This is a genomic window from Parasphingomonas frigoris, assembly GCF_036663815.1.
In the GTDB taxonomy this organism is placed as follows: domain Bacteria; phylum Pseudomonadota; class Alphaproteobacteria; order Sphingomonadales; family Sphingomonadaceae; genus Sphingomonas.
In genome coordinates this window covers 1122787-1142135 of sequence record NZ_JAXOJQ010000001.1, presented here as the reverse complement: position 1 = coordinate 1142135, position 19349 = coordinate 1122787, and the positions used below count along the sequence as shown (strand labels likewise).

Below are 19349 nucleotides of genomic sequence, written 5' to 3'. Positions count from 1 at the left end.
GCGCCTGCGGCTTGGGCTGATTGGTCAAGCCCGATCCTACATTTTCAAAGAAAGTTGCAGCAATGCGTGGAACGATAAAGCTAAAGCTAGGCGCCACCTTCGGCGTTTTGATCCTCATCATGCTGGGCGTGGTGCTGCTCGCCAATTCGCGAATGGCGGCACTCAACGCGGCGACCACAGACGTGATCAACGGACAGGCCAAGCGGCTCGAGATCGCTCAGTCGATCGAAAGCAAATTCAACTTTGTCCTGCGTATGGAAAAGAATCTGGCGCTTACAAACGATGATACGCTCTCGCGCAAGTTCGACACAGATCTCGTCAAGGCACGCAACGACGCAGAAGCCCTGATTGTGACGGGTATTTCCGGGGCCACCGAACAGGGGCGACCGATCTGGATGCAGCTTAAGGCGAAGTTCGAGGAGTTTGTTCCTGTCAATGATGAGGTTCGCCGTCTGGCGCTTGCAAACAGGGATGCCGAGGCAGGTGCCATCTCGATCACTCGTTCACGCGAAATCGCTGGCGCAGTTAGTGCGCTGAGCGGCCAACTTGTCGCCGTCGCTAAGGACCAGATGGCCCAGGCGCATAAGGATACCGAAGCGCTCTATGCATCTGCGACCATGGCGTTGTTCATCGCGGGCGCACTCGGCCTTGTGATCGCAATCGGTGGTGCACTGTGGATCTCGCGCCTGGTCTCGCGCGGCCTTGCGCAGATCGGGATTGCCATCGACGCAATGGCCATCGGCGATCTCGATCATGAGGTGAAGGTCACCAGCAACGACGAGATCAAGGATCTTGCCGATGCGATGAACGTCATGATGGCAAACCACCGCAAGGCGGCGGCGCTCGCCAATCTGATTTCACAGGGTGACCTCACCGTTGATCATCAGCCGGAATCCGACAAGGACAAGCTTGGCCATGCGCTTGTCGCAATGATCGAACGGTTGCGTACCGTCGTCGGCAACGCATTGGTGGCCTCCGACAATGTCTCGGCGGGAAGCCAGGAACTGTCGGCGAGTGCGGGACAGGTGTCGCAAGGCGCGTCCGAACAGGCCGCCGCCGCCGAGGAGGCCTCGGCGGCGATGGAGGAGATTGCCGCCAACATCAAACAGAACGCCGACAATGCCACGCAGACCGAACAGATCGCGCGCCAATCGTCGAAGGATGCTGAAGTCAGCGGTGTCGCTGTCCAGCGCGCCGTCGGCGCGATGCGGACGATCGCCGAGAAGATCGGGATCGTGCAGGAAATCGCGCGGCAGACCGATCTGCTGGCACTCAATGCGGCGGTCGAAGCGGCGCGTGCTGGCGAACACGGGCGGGGCTTCGCCGTGGTGGCGTCCGAAGTGCGCAAGCTGGCCGAGCGCAGCCAGATCGCCGCATCCGAAATTAGCGCGGTATCGTCCGAGACCGTCCTTGCTGCGAGCGAGGCGGGTGAAATGCTCACCCGACTGGTGCTCAACATTCGCCGGACCGCCGAACTGGTTTCGGAAATCAGTTCGGCATGCCGCGAACAGGATAGCGGCGCTGCCCAGATCAACGAGGCGATTCAGCAGCTAGATCAGGTCACCCAGCAGAACGCGGGCGCTTCCGACCAGATTTCGACCACGTCCGAAGAACTTGCGGCACAAGCCGAGCAGTTGCAGGCAAGCATCGCCTTCTTCCGGACAAGCAGTTCTACCGGAGCTGCGATCGCAAAGGTCGCGCCGCCGGCGTCGCAGAACGTTCGTACTCGTAAAATCGCCGTTGCCCAGACCAAGCCGAAGGCAAAGGTCAAGCTCAACTCGCTCGCTGATCAAAAGGCGCGTCTGGGCGGCTTCGCGCTCGATCTCACCGCTGGGGGCCCCGACCAAGACGACGCCGATTTCGGAGCACAGGCAGCATGACCCAAAGACAGGAAATACAAGCCGTTGCCTTCGGCCTCGGGGCCGAGATCTTCGCAGTGCCGGTGGCGCTCGTTCGAGAGATACTCGATTACCGCGCGCCGTTTCGTATTCCCAACGGTCCGGACTATCTGCTTGGCCTCACCGACATGCGTGGCGAGGGCATCGCGACGATTGATTTTCGGGTCCGTCTCGGGATGCCGTCCACCGCACCGACGCCGAGCACGCGCATTTTGGTAGTCGACGTGCCGGTCGCCGATCGCGTGCTGGTGCTCGGGCTCGTGGTCGATCGCGTGCTTGAAGTCAGCACCTTCCGCAGCGACCAGATCGGCGGCGCGCCGGACATCGGCGTACGCTGGCCGTCCGACTATATCGCGGGCGTGGTCAAGCGGGCGGAGGGCTTTGTCGTCTTGGTCGACGTCGCCCGCATTTTTTCGGCCGCGGAGGTCATCCATCTCGCCCCGGCCGCGCTTACCGCCTGATCCTCGCGCACGCCCTCTGACCGTCGGTATTCCCCGGCCACCGATATCGGATCCTGCAGTGTCCTTACCCGCCGCCAACCCGCTTCCCGGCATGTCCGACCAGATGAGCCACCGCCATTTCGATCGGATGGCGAGCTATATCTTCGACTATGCCGGCATAAAGATGCCCGTATCGAAGAAAACCATGCTCGAGGGCAGACTGCGCCGTCGTCAGCGCGATTTGGGTGCCAAGACACTCGACGCCTATTGCGACTATTTCTTCCGCGACGACAACGTTGCCGACGAAGGCATCCACCTGATCAACGCGGTCACCACCAACAAGACCGATTTCTTTCGCGAGCCCGTGCATTTCGAATATCTGCGGAACGTCGTCCTGCCCGCAGTCAGGGCCCGCGGCACACGCGCGGTGCGCGCATGGAGCGTCGCCTGTTCGACCGGGCCGGAGCCGTATACAATGGCGATGGTGCTCGACGATTGCGCCGATCGCCATGGCGGGCCATCGTTCAGGATCCTTGCGACCGACCTCGATACCGAGGTGCTGGAGACCGCGCTTGCCGGCATCTATCCCGCCGCCCTGGTCGCCCCGGTGCCGATGCCGCTGCGTCAGAAATACATCGTCGCCGCGCGCGACCCGAAGCGCCGTGAGGTCAGGATCGTGCCAGGGCTGCGCAGCGCGATCTGCTTCGCGCAGCTCAACCTGATGGATGACCGCTATCCGATCGGCGAGCCGATGGATGTGATCTTCTGCCGCAACGTGCTGATCTATTTCGACAAGCCCACCCAGCTGAAGGTGGTGGCGCAGCTCGCCGGATGCCTGGCACCGGGCGGCTATCTTTTCCTTGGCCATTCGGAATCCATCGCGGGGCTCGATCTGCCGTTGACCCAGGTCGCCAATACCGTCTTCCAGCGAGCAGATTCATGACCGTGAAAAAGAAGATCCGCGTCCTGATCGTCGATGATTCGGCGATCGTCCGCCAGACGATGACGGCGATCCTCGAGGAAGATCCCGAGATCGAGGTCATGGGCACGGCCGCCGATCCGTTCAGCGCCGCGCGCCGGATGCAGGAGGAAGTGCCCGACGTCATCACGCTCGATGTCGAGATGCCGCGCATGGATGGCATCACTTTCTTGCGCAAGCTGATGTCGCAATGCCCGGTGCCTGTGGTGATGTGCTCGTCGCTGACCGAGCAGGGTTCGGAAACCTTACTCCAGGCGATGGAGGCGGGTGCAGTCGATGTGATCCTGAAGCCGCGCGTCGGGGTCGCCGATCATCTGTCAGAGCATCATCTCCAGATCCGCGATGTGGTGAAGGCGGCGGCGCGGGCGCGACTGCGCGGCGGCGTGATGCGCGTACCAAGTCCGATCGTTCCCGAAAAGAAGCTCACTGCCGATGCGGTGCTGCCCCCGCCCAGCGGAAAACCGATGAGCCGCACGACCGAGATGGTCATCTGTCTCGGCGCATCGACCGGCGGGACCGAAGCGTTGCGCGAAGTGCTCGAAGTCTTGCCGGCCAGTTCCCCCGGCATCGTGATCGTCCAGCACATGCCGGAAAATTTCACCCGTGCCTTTGCGTCCCGGCTCAACACTTTGTGCGATGTCGACGTGAAGGAAGCGGTCGATGGCGATCCGGTGCTACGCGGGCACGTGCTGATCGCGCCGGGCGGCCGCCATATGATGCTCGAGCGGCGCGGCGCGCGATATTATGTCTCGGTCCGCGATGGACCGCTGGTTTCGCGCCACCGCCCCTCGGTCGACGTGCTGTTCCGCTCGGCGGCGCGCGCAGCGGGATCGAATGCGGTCGGCGTCATCATGACCGGAATGGGCGATGACGGCGCGCGCGGTCTGCTCGAGATGAAACAGGCCGGTGCCCATACGCTGGCGCAGGACGAAGCCAGTTCGATCGTGTTCGGTATGCCCAAGGAAGCCATCGCCCGCGGCGCTGCGGATCGGGTCATCCCGCTCGGCGCCATCGCCCGCGAGATGCTGGCGGCAGCGGCGCGATGATCGGGAACGCGATATGAAATACGAAACGATCGATCTTGCCCAAGCAGTCGCGCCGGTCACCGACGCCGGTGACCGGTCCGTCGATGTATCCATGGCCGACTTTCAAACGGCGCTTGCAGATGTTGCAACCGGAATCGATTCACGCTTCGTTGCTGCGGGCGAGGCATTGGCGCGCGCCTATGCGGTCGTCGAACGGTTGATCGCCTCGCTCGAAGGCGTATCGCAGGCGCTCGACGGAGAGGCCGTCTCGGCGGCTGTGATGGACATGCAGACCATTGCCGATCGCCTGACGTGCCTGCCGACGATGCAGCAAACCCGACGGGCCGCGCTCAGCACGATCGGCGGGGCCGGCAAAGCGGTCCAGAACCCTTTGGCGCAGTTCGACCGTACGCTTCGATTCCTCAGGATTTGCGGACTCAATATCAAGGTCGCGGCGGCCGGTGCCGACGGCTTCGGCGGTTTTGCCGATTTGATGATCAGTCGGCTTGATGTCGCTGAAGCTGAAATGCGCAGTTTCGCTGACCAGATCGACAGCATCGAGCGCGGCGTCGCAGCGGCGCTTGAAGCGGACCAGCGTCTAGTCCTGGAAAGCGCGCGGGTGATCCCCGAAGTGCCCCTCAGGCTGGCGCGCGACGCGTCGTCGCTCCAGGCCGAGCAAGCGAAGTCGCGCGAGGTCGCAGCCCGGATCGCCGCCGCCGCGAGCGCTATCCGCAGCCAGATCGGTATCGCCATCGGCGCGCTGCAGATCGGCGACATCACCCGCCAGCGGCTCGAGCATATCGTATCAGGCTTTGCCGAACTCCACGCGCTCGGTGCGCGCGACGCCAATGATCCGGTCGCCGCGCACACCATGGCTTTGCTCGCGGCGCAGGCAGCCGATACAAGCGAGGGTTTCCGGCGAGAGGCCGGGTTGCTTGCGAACACGCTTCGGGACCTCGGGCCGCACGCCACGGCGCTGATCGCGCTGACCGGAGGTCCGCAACCGTCCGAGGAAGGCGGCTCGGGATCTGGTCCGCTGGAGATGCTTGAGCAGAGTATCGACGAGGTCCGTTCGCTGGCGGGGCGACTGCAGGAAGCCGACGCCATCTCGGACCGTATCGGCAGCGCGACACTGACGACCGCCGAAGCGCTGGCGGCGCGCCTGATCGTTATCAAGCGGGTTACGCTCGACGTTCAGCAAATGGCCTGGAATACCGATTTGCGCAGCCGCCGGCTTGGCGATGCCGGGCGGGGGCTGGGCGCCGTCGCCACCGAGATCCGCAACTTCTCGCTCGAACTCGAAAGCTTTTCCCGCGATATCGCCGCAGTCTCCGGTCAAATTGCAACCGCCGCGCAGGCGATGCACGGTGCCGAGGGCGGCTTGCGGATCGACGTCAGTCGCGCGCTCGACGTCGCTCTGCGGTGCGTTCGCGATGGCGGTCGGGCTGTACGGGAAGGGATGAGCGGGCTGGATTGCGAAGCCGCCGAACTCAGCGACTTTCTGCGCCAGACAATGGGCGATGTCGATTGTGAAGCCGAGTTCGGTGCCGCGCTGGCCGAAGCGAGCAAGCAGATGTCGAGCCTCGCGGTTACCATCGAGACGCTGGACGATGCACCGCCCGAACTCGCCGACCTGCTCGCGCGGATTGCCGCCACCTATACAATGTCGCGCGAACGGGAAGTACATCGTGTCTTCGCGCCCCCCCTATCGGGGGATGAAGCGGGCGTCACGATGACCGCGGAGGAAGGGGATGCGGATGACGATGATGATGGACTATTCTAAGGCAACGAAAACTTTGGCTCTGAGTGGATCACTGTCACAGCCGCGAGTAGGAATAGGAATTCAGCACATGGATGACGCCCGGATGCTGACCTGCGTTTCAGCGATAAGCTGCCACTAAACAGAGCGCGCTCCCCCTGATCGACACCCGTGCCGGCTGAGGTCATCGACGAACGCATCGACGAACCGGACAGGATTGTTCGCGCCTACATAATCCTCGACCGACGCCGGCAGCAGCAGCGCTTGGTCGCGCGCATGACCGACGATGTACCCCATGGGTTCAAGACTACACCGTCTCCACACACCGTCGACTGCAGAATCCCGTTTTCGACCGGTCTCGATCATGTTTTGAGAACATGTCCGTCGGTACCGCCGCTTCCCTTTATTGTTCTATCATCCTCCGACGCCCGTAGAGCGGGCGTAACCCTCTATAATAAAAAGAGACGCGCCAATCCTGGCCTTCCTAACGTCGGTCGGAATAGCCTTCATGATATCTTTTAGCCGCGTCAGCATTGGTCCGAAATTATTGGGCATCGCTGGCATTCTGATCGCATCGCTTCTCCTTGTTGGTTTTACTGTGGTAATCATCGAAGCGAGGAGGACAGCCTCCAGCCTGTCCCAAGGGCTGGCGGAGGCTCAGGCCGATGCACTGGCGAAGCAGCTGGTTGGTGATATCGGTGTGGTCGATGCCACGGTTCGGTCCATGGTTGAATCGCTATCCACCCTTCATCAATCCGGTGTGCGGGATCGCGATATAGCGATGTCGGTTCTCAAGCCCAATGTCGAAGCGTCACCCTTGGCCCTAGCCAGTTGGTTCCTGGAGGAGCCGCTGGGTTTTGATGGGAAGGCCGCGCCTGGGCACCTCGGATCGAGACCGAACGGTGCGTTCATGCCTTATTGGATAAAGCGCGACGGGCAAATCAAGATGGAGCCGAATATGGATCCCGGTCTTTATTCGGCGGATTATTACAAATTGTCGCGCAATAGCGGGAAGGCGGCCCTGACTGAACCTTACCCCTATGAGACTGGCGGCAAGACAATAACGATGACGTCCCTCACGTATCCTGTCGTGTCGTCTGGACGGACGATCGGCGTTGCCGGGATCGACATCGCGTTAGGTGACATAACGGCTCGTCTTGGAAAGATGCATCCTTTCGGTACTGGCCGGGTCATGCTTCTTTCTCGATCGGCGCTCTGGGTCGCCCATCCCGACGCAGCAGCGAGAATGAAGCCTTACGCTGACGCGGGTGCGGACGAGGTCAAGCAGGCATTGGCAACGGGCGAGACCAAGTTGATCGCGCTCCCAGGAGTGGGCGGCGGTGTCATTCGGATTATATCGCCGATCAACTTGCCCACGCTCAATACCACTTGGGCAGTCGTCACGGATGTGCCTGCCGCGGCACTGACAGCGCCGGCCGCCCGGCTTGGATGGGAACTCATCCTTGTTGGCCTTCTTGTGCTGGGCACGGTGATCGTCGGCCTTTTCTTCGCGGTTCGGGCCGTGGTCGGGCGCCCGATCAGTGCTTTGAGTTTAGCCGTCGATGGTTTGGCAAAGGGCGAGTCACGGTCGATCCCTTACCTGGATCGCCCCGACGAGATCGAAACGCTTGCCCGCGCGGCCGACGTTTTCCGGCAGGCCAGCGCAGATCGCGCGGCATCCGATGCCCGATCCGCCGCCGAGCAGAAGCAGGTGGTGGCAACCGTCTCGGATCATCTGGAAGCTCTGGCGGAAGGCGATCTCACCAAAACGATCTCGGCCGAGTTCCCCCCCGCTTACGATGCGCTCAAGAGCAACTTTAACCAGGCCCTGTCCGCATTGCGCGGACTCATCGCGTCGGTGATGGAAAGCGCTGCATCGATCCGCACGGGCTCGAACGAAATTGCGCAGGCGTCAGAAGATCTGGCGCGCCGTACCGAGGGCAACGCGGCCAGCCTGGAGGAAACCAGCGCCGCGCTCGTGCAGATTGACACCAGGCTGCGCGCGACCGCCTTGTCCTCGAGTCAAACGGTATCGCGCGCCGATCAGGCAATCGCCACCGTCGGCAGCGGTCGCGCAACGGCAGACGAAGCGGTCGAAGCGATGGTCCGTGTCTCGGACAGCGCCAAGGGGATCGATAGCGTGATCGAGGGGCTCGACAAGATCGCCTTCCAGACACGCGTCCTGGCAATGAATGCAGCGGTCGAGGCGGGCCGCGCGGGAGATGCGGGACGCGGCTTTGCGGTTGTCGCCGATCTCGTCTCGGCACTCGCGATGCGCGCCGAGGAAGAGGCCAAGCGCGCACGCGACCAGTTGACCGTCACGCAGACCGAAGTCGGCACCGCCGTGCAGGCCGTGCAAAAGGTCGACGGCGCGCTTGCCACCATCTCGGGCGATGTCGACGAGGTTCACAAACTGCTCGGCACGATGGCAGCCGACGCCATCGCGCAATCCTCTGCGATCAGCCAGATCACCGCCGCGATCAGCGCGATGGATCAATCGACCCAGCAGAACGCGGCGATGGTCGAGGAGACGTCGGCTGCTGCGCGCAATCTTACCACCGAAGTCATATCCCTCGCCGAGCAGACCGAGATGTTCCAGACCCAGGAAGTCAAGACCGCGCGCCGTGCGCTGCCCGAGAAGATCGTGGCGGCACTGTCAGCGCCGGATATCAGCCGCAAAAATCCGGCTCCAGTTTATCGCTCGCCGGTCAAAATGCTGTCGACTGCGGGCGGCGAGCCAGACGACTGGAACACTTTCTGATGTTTGACGGCGCGCGCACGGCAGTCTGGATGACGCTGTCTGCAAGGGGGCGCGGCAAGCGCGAGCCCGAAGCTGCTCTCACGACGCGCTGACCCCTATCGACCGGGGCGTCTAAGCCTCGGTCGACCATCCAATCACGAAATCGGAGTTCAAATGAAGCATTGGAAACGTGCGGCTGCGCGCTTGACGCTTGCGGCGATCGTCGTGGTGGCTTCGCCGGCAGTAGCGCAGACGGTGCCGCACACGGATGCGGTGCAAGAGGATCGCGGGGCGGAGAAGCCTGCCGCACCGGCCAAGACAGCCACGACGTCTGCGCCAGCCGCGCACTGGAGCGACACAATCTCCTACGCGCTCCAGTTCGAAGGAAGCGTCGCCTTCAATCCCGAAAACCCGCCCAGCCACGTGAATTTCGGTCAGGAATTCAGCGACCGCGCCAATCGCCCGCTCTTCAACCAGGCGCTCGCCACCATCGCACGGCCGGTGGGTAGCGGGGACGCTTTCGACGTCGGCTTCAACCTGCAAGGGTTGTTCGGCAGCGATGCTCGCTACACGCCTACGATCGGCCTGCTCAATGGCACCTTCAAGGGCCGCCACCAGGTCATCATGACGCAGGCGAATGTCGTTCTCCACGCTCCCGTCTCGGGCACGGGCGGCATCGACTTCAAGATCGGCCTCGCCCCTGGTGCGATGGGATTCGAGGGCACCGATCCCAGCGGCCGGCCGCTCTACACGGTGTCGTACGTCACCAATTTTATGGTGCCGTTTCAGACGGTCGGCGTGATCGCGACAGCACACCTTACGCCGAAACTCGACATCTATGCCGGGATCGACGCTGGCAACGAGGTGCTGCCCGGCAAGTCCGACAACAATAGCGAACCTGCCGGCTATTTCGGCATCGGGCTGAACCATCTTATGGGTGATCGCCTCACGGTGTTGGCGATGGCCCGCATCGGCCCTGAGAACTCGCTGCGCATTCTGCCCAACGCCAATCGGGAGCTGCGCTACTGGAACGACATTACCGTCACATACAAGGCGTCGGACCGCACCACATTCGTCGCGGAAGCAAACTACATTCGGGATGATGGCCTCGATGCAAGCGCGTTCGGCTTCGCCGGCTATGTTACGCACAAGCTAAGCGACGCGGTAACCCTCAGCGGCAGAGTCGAAACCATGCGCGATTCGCAAGGTGCGTTTGTTGTCGGCTTCGCGTCCGACACAGCGTTCACCAATAGTATCATCGGCAGGCCTGACCAGTATATCATCGCCCCACCGACCACCTATGGAGAATTGACTGCGGGGCTTGCGTGGAAGCCGTCTTCAATCAATTCGAAGGCGATCGCGGTGACGGTTCGTCCAGAGGTGCGCTACGATCGCTCGCTCAACGGGACGCGGCCATTCAACGACCTTACGAAACGCGACCAGTTCGTTTTCGGTGGCGACCTGATCGTCGGTTTCTGAGATGGCCCGTATGCGTTATTCGGACACGTATGCGCGGTAGGCATGGGGAACGGATAGAATTAGCCCTCGCAGGGTCTCGATTTCGAGTTCGCTCCACATCCAGGTAAATCATAGGTGGGCATCTGGTCGTCCGTCTCCGTTCGTTCAGCGATTGATCAGAAAGACGACATAGCCCTGGAATTTCGGATTTTGGCCCAGTCCAGGCGGTGCGCTCCATTCGCCGCCCTGCAGGAGGCCTATACGGAACGGAATATTCAGGCGGCCGAGTTTGGCAAGGTAGACGCTGTACCCCGGTATGACGTGCCGGCCTTGATAGATCTGCAGGACCACTTCATCCACGACGCCCGAAAGCCGATCGAGGCCTTCGGGGTCGCCATTGGCGCTCCAGTCCAGCAGGCCGGTTATCCCCAGCTTGTACCGCGGCGGAAGGGTGTGGCGCAGCGTCTTCAAGAAGGCGGCATAGCTCGCAAGGTGGCGCGTTCGTGCGTCGAAATCGATCTGGACACCCGCCACCCGGTTGCCCGCCCGCTGCCAGCGTTCGAGGGCAGCGAGCACCTGCGCGTGGATCTGCGGCGTCCAGGCCAGCGTCTCGACCCGGAGCACCATCCACACTTCTGCATGAGCGACGTGGGGGGTGGCCGGCCGTTGTGCCACCAGCCGCGCCTTGTCGCCGCCGACGACCGCGCCCTGCAAAAGGTAGATCCGGCTGGCGCGGTCGAGCGCGGGCTGGGGGCGCACGCCAGCCCAGAGCCAAAAGGCATCGTAGCGGTTCGCATCGACGCGTGCACTGGGCGACGTCTGCGGTGGGGCCGCTGACAGCAGCAGCAGGGGCACCAAAAGCAGCGGCACCACCCGCCGCCACCCTGCGCGCCTACCAATAATATTGCAGCTCCTGCGCCCAGCGCGACTTGGGGTAATCGCGCTTCAGGCGCTGGAACCACGCCTTGCGCGTTACCTTCTCCACCTCCGCGCCGCCGCACGTGTTCGTCCCCCCCGGGGCGTAGCAATTGATGGCTCGGAAGAGCGCATAGGCCTTGTCGTCGGGCGACGCCTTGGGCGACGCCATCACCGCTTGATAGGTGACCAGCCGCGAATAGGGTGCGCCGGCGAAGAGCGACGGCGTTCCGCCAAGTGCATCGGCCGAAGGCTGGCCATCGAGGACAGACCCGTCGAAGCCGTTCGCCCGGACGAACTCACCGACGCAGAGCAGGGCCTTGGCATCGTCCGCGCTGTCGGTGAGCCGGCGTTCGGTCTCCAGCAGAGGTGGACAGCCATAGTCGCCCAGCTTCGTGCCCTTGGTGAAGAGCGCGGTGGCGAGGTGCTCGGACGCAAAGATGTCGTAATAGCGCGCGTCGCTGGGCGCACCGGCAGGAACGAGGCGCGCATCGCCGCCGAAATCGCGATGGGAACCGCGCGTCGCTTCCTTGTAGAGCAGGGTGAACAGCGCGACGTCGCGCTCGTGATCGGGCGCGGTCGCGGCCTGCGCCTGCTGGCGGAGCAGTTTCGCATCGGCGCCGTAGACGAGCAGCGTCTCGCGAATCTCCGGCGTCCGTATCGGCGAGTCCGGCGCGAAGACGCGTGCGAGGGCGTGGTTGCGCTCCTCGTGCATCGCCAACGCCAGCTCGACGAGCGGCCGCTGCCCAACGCGTTTGGCGCCCGACAGCAGATCGATCAAGAAACCCCGAGCGTTGCGATCGCCGCTTGCATCCAGTGCGATGCCGCGCAGCATCTGGCGGCTGAACTCGAGATAGCTGAAGTCCGCCTGTTTCGCCGCGTCGGGGAGGAGCCGGACGACTGCGCCCCGCTGCGGCGCGACGAAATGGGCGTGCACGGCCAGCAGATAGGCGAACAGCGCCGGCTTGCCAGTGAATTTCGCACGTTGCGCTTCCAGTGCCGCGCGCGAAATGGGGGTGCAACAAGGATCGCCATCATAGCTCTTGCTGCGCATGTGCATGAGGTCGAACACGGCCAGCAGCATCGGATCGTGCAACGTGTCCGCCGTGGCGGACGACAGCAGCTTGGCGTCGATTTCCTGCGCGAGCGAGGCGGCGTCGATGCCGCGTTGCGAATCCGGCAATGCCAGCAACGCGGCATATTCCGCCTCGAGCTTGGCACGATCCTGACCGAGCCAATAGACACGCCGGAGCAGCCCGCGCGCGGAGTAGAAAAACTCGCCCTTCGGATAGGCCTTCATATAGCCGCGCAGGGCCGCTTCTGCGTCTTCGAGCAGCTTCGGGGAGATTTTCATCGCCTCCTTGGGCGATCCATAGTCGTCGTAATAATCGACTTGCGCGCGGTTCACGGCAACCCGGCCGAGCATGTAGCGCGCCGTCTCGCGCAGCCACGGATCGCGGGCAGTCCCCAGCGCGGTGAACCGGGCGGTCGCAGCGTCGAAATCGGCGCCATAGAAGGCAGCCGCGCCTTCGAGATAGGCGGCGAAGGCCTTGCCTGCCTCGGATCTGATCCCGGCCATCGCGCCGAGCGTGCCGGTCTGCGCGCAGTCGGGCTGGAAGCCGCGCCGGGCGGCGATCAGCGCGGCGCGTTCCGGTTCGGGAACCTTGGCATTGCGACGCAAGGCGGTTTCGAAATCGGCTGTGCCGGTCGCGTTGCTTCGGCAGCGCGACCCTTCGCCGTCTGAGAAAAGGCTGTCCTGTTCTGCGGCGGGCGGTGCGAGCGACTCGGTGTCGAGGAAGACCGAAGGCTTGGCGGGCCCCCGTGCGCGCGAGGCGCCGGGCAAATCCGCCATCAGCAGCATCAGGTTGGTCCGGCTGTCGTTTCGGGGACCGATCATCGCGGTATCGTCGCACCCGCTGTAGCCCGCGAAGCTGAGTTTCCAGCTGGGGCTGCAGCCGACGTCGCTGCTGGCCTTTGCCGGCATCGACCAGAGCACGGTCGCGCACAGTAACAAGAACAGCGCTATCCTGATCATCGAGCAAGTCTCGCAACGGGATGTGACAAGAGCGTGGCCGTTCCCGCTAGGATCGGCGTCGACGGTCTTCAGGGCGCTGGTTCGACTGGTCGCGTTCAGCATGCTGCGCCCCAGATACCGCGCATGCTGGTTGCCACGCCGCCTCGATCGATCGTCAGGGCGGCGCGTCTGCTGCTGCTGTCCGATGCGAGGTTCGAGGTGGCTTTGCCGGACGATCGGATACGCAACCGATAGCCTGAACAGGAGACACTGCGGCGCCCAGTCTCCAGATCGTCGGTCGCGGCCTCCGTAAAGTGGCAGGCATGCAGCCCATGCTGATCGCGGAGGAGAAGTTCGGTGCCGACGAGTTGCAGATAGTCTTGCCTGCCTCGCGTGAACGTCGATGTGCAGCCGGTCTCCTGCGTAGACCGTTCGTCCTGATCGCTCAGCGGGAGAAGCGGCGCAGGCGCCTGGGCGCGGGGGTCGGCGTGGGTGCGCACGGGCGTCCAGACAGCGGCGGCAACGACGGCCGTGAACAGGAGTATGCGGGACACCAGCATTGTGCTTTCTCCTCTGCTACGCCGAACGTGGATGCCCCGGGCGTTTTCGCGCGACAGTTGCAGTCGGTAAACCCTGTGGCTGCAGCGACATTGAAACGCCACTGCTTAGTATGGCGCTTGCCGCCGAGCCGACCATTCATCGGCGCGGGCCGGCTTTGGTTGCTGCCCGATCGTCATGGCGATTTGCGGTCGCCGACGGCGTGGAGATGCCTTAACGCTGGGCTTCACGCCCACCCCATGGTTCGGTCTGCCCATGCATCGACTTCCTGCGCTCGCCGCTGCGTTCTGCGCTCTGATGCTGCCGGCAAGCTCCTTGGCTGCGCCGGAGACGGTGTTTGAAGGCGTGGCCGGTACCGCTCGCATCGTCGTCGCGATCACGGAGGACAAGGGCGAGGTCGATGGTCACTATTTCTACCAGACGTCGCGGCTCGACATCGATCTGTCCGGCACGGCTGCGGGTACGACGCTGACTCTGGAATCGCGAACGACCGGCGATCACCTGCTCCTGAAGCGAGTTGGATCGAACCTTGTCGGCACGCTGACCACGGCCAAGGACCGACGCCTGGCCGTAAGCCTGCATCCAGCAGCGGGTCCGGCCGGGCTTCCGGCCGACCTGCCGTCCAAACTCAGCATTTACGAGCGTTGGCATCTTGCAGGTCGTCATCTTGCCCCGCAGCAGGCCGAGACGATCAACGGCAAGACGATCCGGTGGTATCGGGAACCGCTGTCCGGCATCCGGCTGTTCCGGATCGAAAGCGGCTATGCCACGGCGGCGGTGGCGGCGGTCAACCACGCGCTTGCCCGCAACCAATGGCAGAACGTCTCCGGCTGGTTCGCGTGCACCGGATCGGACGGACAGCCCGGCACCGATGTCGCGCAGGCGGACAAGCCCTGGCTCGGGGTGAATTACATGAGCTATCGCTGGTCGGAGAGCTGGAGCTGCGCGGGCACCGCGCACCCGGACTTCGGCACCGAGGGCCATAGCTATGACATGGCGACCGGCCGGGAGTTGCTACTGGACGCGGTGCTCCCGTTCGGATCGCAACCGGTTCCGGCGGCGGATAGTGACCCGTGGTACACATACCGCAGCAAACGCTTCGCGCCGGGCGTCGTCGCGTTGCTGAAGCGCTTTCATCCGGACGAGATGGAGAAGCCGAGCAAGGGCGACGACGACGAATCCGAGTATTCCGATCCCGAAGTCTGGGATTTTCCGGCATGGGCGCTTTCCGAAAAGGGCCTTTGGCTGGGCGCCTATTTCCCGAGAGCGCAGCGTCCGTGCGACGCGCCGGATTGGGCGCTCATCCCGTGGTCATCGCTGCGTCTCCCACGTGCTAATCGACCGTAGCCGTATCCCACGGATGCGCGACGCAAAGCCCCAGGGCCGGCGAGGGTGCATTGCTAAGCCCGCCCCCTTCGGGCAGCGGATCGGCGCTCAGATATCCGAGACTGGAGGCCTATGATGTTAGCGATCTTTGCTTTGGCGTTAGCCGCTGCAGCCGCGCCAAGTGCCAGCCATTGCCCCGGATCGACCACGTCAGAAATCGACGCTTGCCTTGCCGGTCGTTTCGACAAGGCCGATGCCGAGCTGAACCGCTATTACAAGGCCGCGATCGAGCGCCTTCGAGACGAGCGTGAAATCGCATCGGAACAGAAGCTTGTTCAGGCCGAGCGGTCATGGGTGGCCTATCGAACATCCGAATGCGGCGCCGTCTATGAGAACTGGATCGGCGGCAGCATACGAGGGAGCATGGCCCTTGAGTGCCAGATCCGGCTGACACGCATGCGGACATACACAATCTGGCGACACTGGTTGACCTACATGGACAGCACGCCGCCGCTACTGCCGCGGCCTGACGTCGAAAGCGTTCTCTCGACCGCATCGGAGACTTGAATGCAGGGATTTCGCACCGCGCGCAGGACGACCGCCATTCTCGCTGGGGCGATGGCGCTTGGCCCCTTGCAGGCGCAGGACCTGCCGACCGACCAACAACTGCAGACGGCGTTCGGTTCGGTCTATAATCACCTGGGCCTGATCGAATATTGCAGGGACAAGGGGTTCGCCACCGCCGTCGACGTCGCCAATACGCGCAAGTCGGTCGTCGCGACGATCGCGGGCATGACCGTGACCCCGGCGGCACTTGCCCAGCAGGCGGTCGGTCGACGCGGCGACATCGTCGGGCCGCAGGTCGTCGGCCTGATGGATTCGAGCAACCCGGCCCGTCCCGAAGAGGTTCGCGAAGGACAGACGATGTCGCTGGCCGACAATGCCCGCGCGCAGCAGTCGTCCGAACGCGCGCTCTGCAGGCAGATGGCGGAACAGGCTTCGGCCGTCGTGGAGGCCGCAGCGAACGCCGCGTCCGATCGATAAGGTCAAGCAGATCACGCCAATGTCTCGCGATCAGCTGGGGCCGCCGTCCAGATCACCGACGCATTGCAGGTCGGGCTCCGTCTTCGCCATGCGTCGCAAGTCCGCGGTCCGCGCGACGATGCCCGGAAAGATCGCGTCGGGGGTGGCCGTGTAGGTCCGGAGAAGCTGCAACGCCCAGGCATAATGCCGCGCGCCGACCTCGCAGCTGTTGCTGCCGCCATCGCCTTCGCCCCACACCTTGCGCCATCCAGACTGGCCGTCGCGCTTCAGGATGGCCTGGAAGGTGCCGACCGGCCCTTCGGCGCGAACATAGGCAATCGCACGCGGGCCCGCCGAAAGGACGCGAAACGCGCGGAAGGTGAAACGCGATTGCGCGCCATCGGCGCCCGCGTGGAGCGTCTTGACGATCGCGGTGCGTTCCGGGCTTCCGGGAGCGGGCGTATGGACGGCGGGCGGCGCGGCGAGCGCCGCTGGCGCCAGCGCGAGTGCGACGATCGTCGTGATGCCCGATGAAGTGTACCGTGTCATATCGACCGACCCACGCGATAGATTGGCGGCTCGCGCCAGCCGACCGACATCAACGCAGACTCCCGGCAGTGAACAGCGCGATTCGACATCGGACGCTTGACGAACGGTGGAAGGGGGGGCGGAAAGAGCGACACGACTGGCTGGTTGGGTCCCTGCGCGCGCAGGACGTGTCGAGCGCATATCTTGCAGGCCGATAGCAACGCGGGTCGGACTGCTACCTCGATCCTCCCGATCTCTTCCGCCGTGCATCTCCTAGCAAAAGCTGACGGTGGGTTTATGAGGCGGGCATGATTTTTCTCTATGCCCTGACGTTGGCTCTGGCGCTTCAGCGCGCCGACACCCCGAATGCGGACCCTGCAAAGACATCCGAGGTCGACGCGATCAACTGCCGGCTCGACGTGCCGAGCTACATGCAGTTCGCGATGGCGATCGACGGCGAGGAGAAGCTCGCGCAGACGCGCCGCTGGAAACGGGTCGCTTCGCGCAATGCGTTCATGAACGAATATGAGCTGCCGAAAGCGATCACCGTCGGGGGATACAGCACCCGCCGGATCGCCTTCACGAGCAACGCGATCCTGGCCATCCTCGATCTTCCCGAACCCGCGACGCTCGCGCGGTCCGAGCAGATCGAGAACGCCATGGACGCAGCGCCGATGATCGACGCGCTTGTCGGCACCGGCAAGATGACCCGCGCGCAGGCGGAGGCGGCGGTCCCGTTCCGCAAGTTCATGGGCGAGCGGATCCTGAAGGACGTCACCGAGCCAGCAGGGCAGGGCGAAAGCTACGGCAGCCATAGCGTCGTCGCGCGGACTATCTCCAACGCCACGACGCATCCCGGCAAGACCTTTTACGGCTGCAGCTACCGGCTCGAGATGCTCGACAAGGACGGCGCGCCGCTTTGAGCATGCGTGCGCGCCGCGTTGCCGCCGCGTTGCTGGCGGTCGTCGCCCCGTCGGCCACGGTCGCACAGGAAGCCGGGCTGGACAGCTTCATCGGCACGCTGGCGGTCGAGCAGGGTGATGTCATCCTCACGCGGTGCGATATCGGCAACGCGCGCTATCTGCTCCGCGACGCGGCCGGCGCCGAGGCCGTGGCGCGCTATCGTCAGGACGGCACGCCCGCCTATGCGGAGGTGATCGCCCGCTACAGCGAAGAGGGCAGCCGCAACGTCCTGACGGTGACCGATCTTGCCGACCTCACGCCGGGCAAGAGCTGCCATCTTCTCGACGCGCTCGACGCGCTAAGCCAGCCCGACGCGCCCAAGCTGAAGGACGCCCCCGCCAACCGGCGGATCGCGGGAAGCACGACGACGCAGGGCGTGCTGGTCGGGCATTATTATCTGGTGGGCGTGATGGAAACCGGGTCGGAGCTTCTGCTGCGGCCCGACGGGCTGTTCGCCTGGTCGTTGAGCTACGGTGCGGTGGATCAGGACGCGCAGGGCGCATGGCACGTCGAGCGTGACGAGGTCGTGCTCGTCCCGTCCGCACCGAGCTTGCGGAGGCCGCTATTCTCCTATCTCTCGACCGGGCCGTGGACGGCCGAAGCCGAGCAGGAGCGTCGCGAGCGCGAGCGCGGCGCGATCGTAGCCGCCATTCGCGCGCGCTGCCCGATCTTTCCGGCACCAGAGGTCATGGCGACGCCCGCGGAGATCGGCGTCCCGGCTCTGCCGGTTCGTCGCGCGCGCGCGGCGACGGCGTTGCGAGCGGCGATCGCAGCGAGGTCGACGGTCGAAACGCTCGCGGCGCGCGTGATGGCGGAGCCTGCGACCCCGGGTACGGAACGGCCGGGTACGGAGCGCGTGCGACAGGCGATATCCGACTGGCTCAATACGCGCGAGGCAGCGCTTCAGGCGGCGAACGCTGCCGGCTTGCCGAACCCCGCGCTTGCCGATCCTATCCTGCCCGCACTGTGCACGATGCCGCCCGACGCGCCCGTCGGTAAGTCTCCTGCCGCGCCGCCGCCCGGGCTCGGTGTCCAGGTCCTCGACCCGGAGTCCGAAACGCCAGCCCGCGGCATCGCCGTGGCGTTGAAGTTTGCCGACGGCACCGAGCAACAACTGGTTACCGACAGGAATGGCCTGGCCCTCGTTTCCGGGAAAGCCGCTGCAAACGCGGTCGGTGCGACGATCCAAGCCAAGACAAAGACGAGTGCCGTGACGGTCAGCTTCGCGCCCGTCCGAAGCGGGATCATCCGCTTCGGCATGGACATGCGCCAATTGGCAGCACGCCCATTCGACACGCTGCGCCTGCACATCGTCGGCGGCGGGCTGGTCCCGGATACCTTCGCGAACGGCCGATACGAACGGCGGCCATAGCGAAAGCAAGAGCGCAATCTGCTGCGCGCTTAAGGTCGATGAAGCGCAGCATGCCGGTCGGTGTGACTCACGGCTCATGGATGACGAATCGCCGGTTCCGGAAGCACCGAACTGGGCATCGAATGTCGATGTGTTGGTCGTCGGGAATTGCTCAGTCGGATGCGTCACGGCGTTCGTTGGAGCGTTCAATCCTATAGACGCCCAAAAGCCCGACTCTGGTTGTCGCTGGCAAGACGAATTTGACCGAGATCGTCGACAGTTGGTGTGGCGCAGGCCCGCTTCCTGTAGACCGGCCCCGCCATATTCGACCCGCAAGGGTTAGGGCCATTGCGATGAGGATCACCACTGGCG

At 64.0% G+C, this 19349-nt stretch carries 16 protein-coding genes; 12 read left to right on the top strand and 4 right to left on the bottom strand.

All coding sequences use genetic code 11. From position 1 onward, the window contains the following. Nucleotides 1-62 precede the first annotated feature (62 nt). The 7 genes from U1872_RS05180 (at nt 63) to U1872_RS05150 (ending at nt 10320) form a co-directional block, all read left to right on the top strand. Nucleotides 63-1880, top strand: coding sequence for a methyl-accepting chemotaxis protein (locus U1872_RS05180; protein ID WP_332791837.1), 1818 nt, complete (start codon nt 63-65; stop codon nt 1878-1880). Beyond that, nucleotides 1877-2359, top strand: a complete 483-nt coding sequence (locus U1872_RS05175) for a chemotaxis protein CheW (RefSeq protein ID WP_332791780.1) — start codon at nt 1877-1879, stop codon at nt 2357-2359. Before U1872_RS05180 ends, U1872_RS05175 begins: the two co-directional genes overlap by 4 nt. A 103-nt stretch (nt 2360-2462) precedes the next feature. Beyond that, on the top strand, nt 2463-3281 hold the full coding sequence (locus U1872_RS05170; RefSeq protein ID WP_332791836.1) for a CheR family methyltransferase: 819 nt from the start codon (nt 2463-2465) through the stop codon (nt 3279-3281). Beyond that, nucleotides 3278-4363 (top strand): protein-glutamate methylesterase/protein-glutamine glutaminase, encoded by a 1086-nt coding sequence (locus U1872_RS05165; RefSeq protein WP_332791779.1) that lies wholly within the window; start codon nt 3278-3280, stop codon nt 4361-4363. The genes U1872_RS05170 and U1872_RS05165 overlap by 4 nt, the downstream gene beginning before the upstream one ends. Nucleotides 4364-4376: 13 nt before the next feature. Next, nucleotides 4377-6125, top strand: a complete 1749-nt coding sequence (locus tag U1872_RS05160) for a hypothetical protein (RefSeq protein ID WP_332791835.1) — start codon at nt 4377-4379, stop codon at nt 6123-6125. 484 nt (nt 6126-6609) lie between these two features. Further along, nucleotides 6610-8862 (top strand): methyl-accepting chemotaxis protein, encoded by a 2253-nt coding sequence (locus tag U1872_RS05155; protein ID WP_332791778.1) that lies wholly within the window; start codon nt 6610-6612, stop codon nt 8860-8862. Nucleotides 8863-9015: 153 nt separating this feature from the next. Next, nucleotides 9016-10320: an outer membrane beta-barrel protein gene (locus tag U1872_RS05150; protein WP_332791777.1), complete on the top strand. Its 1305-nt coding sequence runs from the start codon at nt 9016-9018 to the stop codon at nt 10318-10320. Between the two features lie 144 nt (nt 10321-10464). Here the strand turns inward: U1872_RS05150 and U1872_RS05145 are convergent, their stop codons facing one another. The 3 genes from U1872_RS05145 to U1872_RS05135 all read right to left on the bottom strand — a co-directional run bounded on the left by U1872_RS05145 (nt 10465) and on the right by U1872_RS05135 (nt 13788). Next, on the bottom strand, nt 10465-11169 hold the full coding sequence (locus U1872_RS05145) for a DUF3142 domain-containing protein (RefSeq protein WP_332791776.1): 705 nt from the start codon (nt 11167-11169) through the stop codon (nt 10465-10467). Between the two features lie 22 nt (nt 11170-11191). Beyond that, nucleotides 11192-13249, bottom strand: coding sequence for a PA5441 family protein (locus U1872_RS05140; RefSeq protein WP_332791775.1), 2058 nt, complete (start codon nt 13247-13249; stop codon nt 11192-11194). 95 nt (nt 13250-13344) lie between these two features. After that, the gene (locus U1872_RS05135; RefSeq protein ID WP_332791774.1) at nt 13345-13788 is read right to left on the bottom strand and encodes a hypothetical protein; all 444 of its coding nucleotides are present in this window, start codon (nt 13786-13788) and stop codon (nt 13345-13347) included. A gap of 253 nt (nt 13789-14041) precedes the next feature. Between U1872_RS05135 and U1872_RS05130 the strand changes: the two genes are divergently transcribed. From U1872_RS05130 to U1872_RS05120, 3 genes are all read left to right on the top strand, one after another. Next, nucleotides 14042-15133 (top strand): hypothetical protein, encoded by a 1092-nt coding sequence (locus tag U1872_RS05130; protein WP_332791773.1) that lies wholly within the window; start codon nt 14042-14044, stop codon nt 15131-15133. Nucleotides 15134-15244: 111 nt separating this feature from the next. Further along, a complete protein-coding gene (locus U1872_RS05125; protein ID WP_332791772.1) occupies nt 15245-15679 on the top strand; it encodes a lysozyme inhibitor LprI family protein in 435 nt (144 codons plus the stop codon). Beyond that, complete coding sequence (locus U1872_RS05120) at nt 15680-16156, top strand: hypothetical protein (RefSeq protein ID WP_332791771.1); 477 nt, start codon at nt 15680-15682, stop codon at nt 16154-16156. 30 nt (nt 16157-16186) lie between these two features. Here the strand turns inward: U1872_RS05120 and U1872_RS05115 are convergent, their stop codons facing one another. Further along, the gene (locus tag U1872_RS05115; protein ID WP_332791770.1) at nt 16187-16684 is read right to left on the bottom strand and encodes a hypothetical protein; all 498 of its coding nucleotides are present in this window, start codon (nt 16682-16684) and stop codon (nt 16187-16189) included. A 287-nt stretch (nt 16685-16971) separates the two neighbouring features. Between U1872_RS05115 and U1872_RS05110 the strand changes: the two genes are divergently transcribed. Both U1872_RS05110 and U1872_RS05105 read left to right on the top strand, forming a co-directional pair. Continuing rightward, the gene (locus tag U1872_RS05110; RefSeq protein ID WP_332791769.1) at nt 16972-17586 is read left to right on the top strand and encodes a hypothetical protein; all 615 of its coding nucleotides are present in this window, start codon (nt 16972-16974) and stop codon (nt 17584-17586) included. Beyond that, nucleotides 17583-18998 carry a hypothetical protein gene (locus U1872_RS05105; protein ID WP_332791768.1) on the top strand — a complete coding sequence of 472 codons (1416 nt, stop codon included), beginning with the start codon at nt 17583-17585 and terminating at the stop codon, nt 18996-18998. The genes U1872_RS05110 and U1872_RS05105 overlap by 4 nt, the downstream gene beginning before the upstream one ends. The last annotated feature ends 351 nt before the right edge of the window (nt 18999-19349 follow it).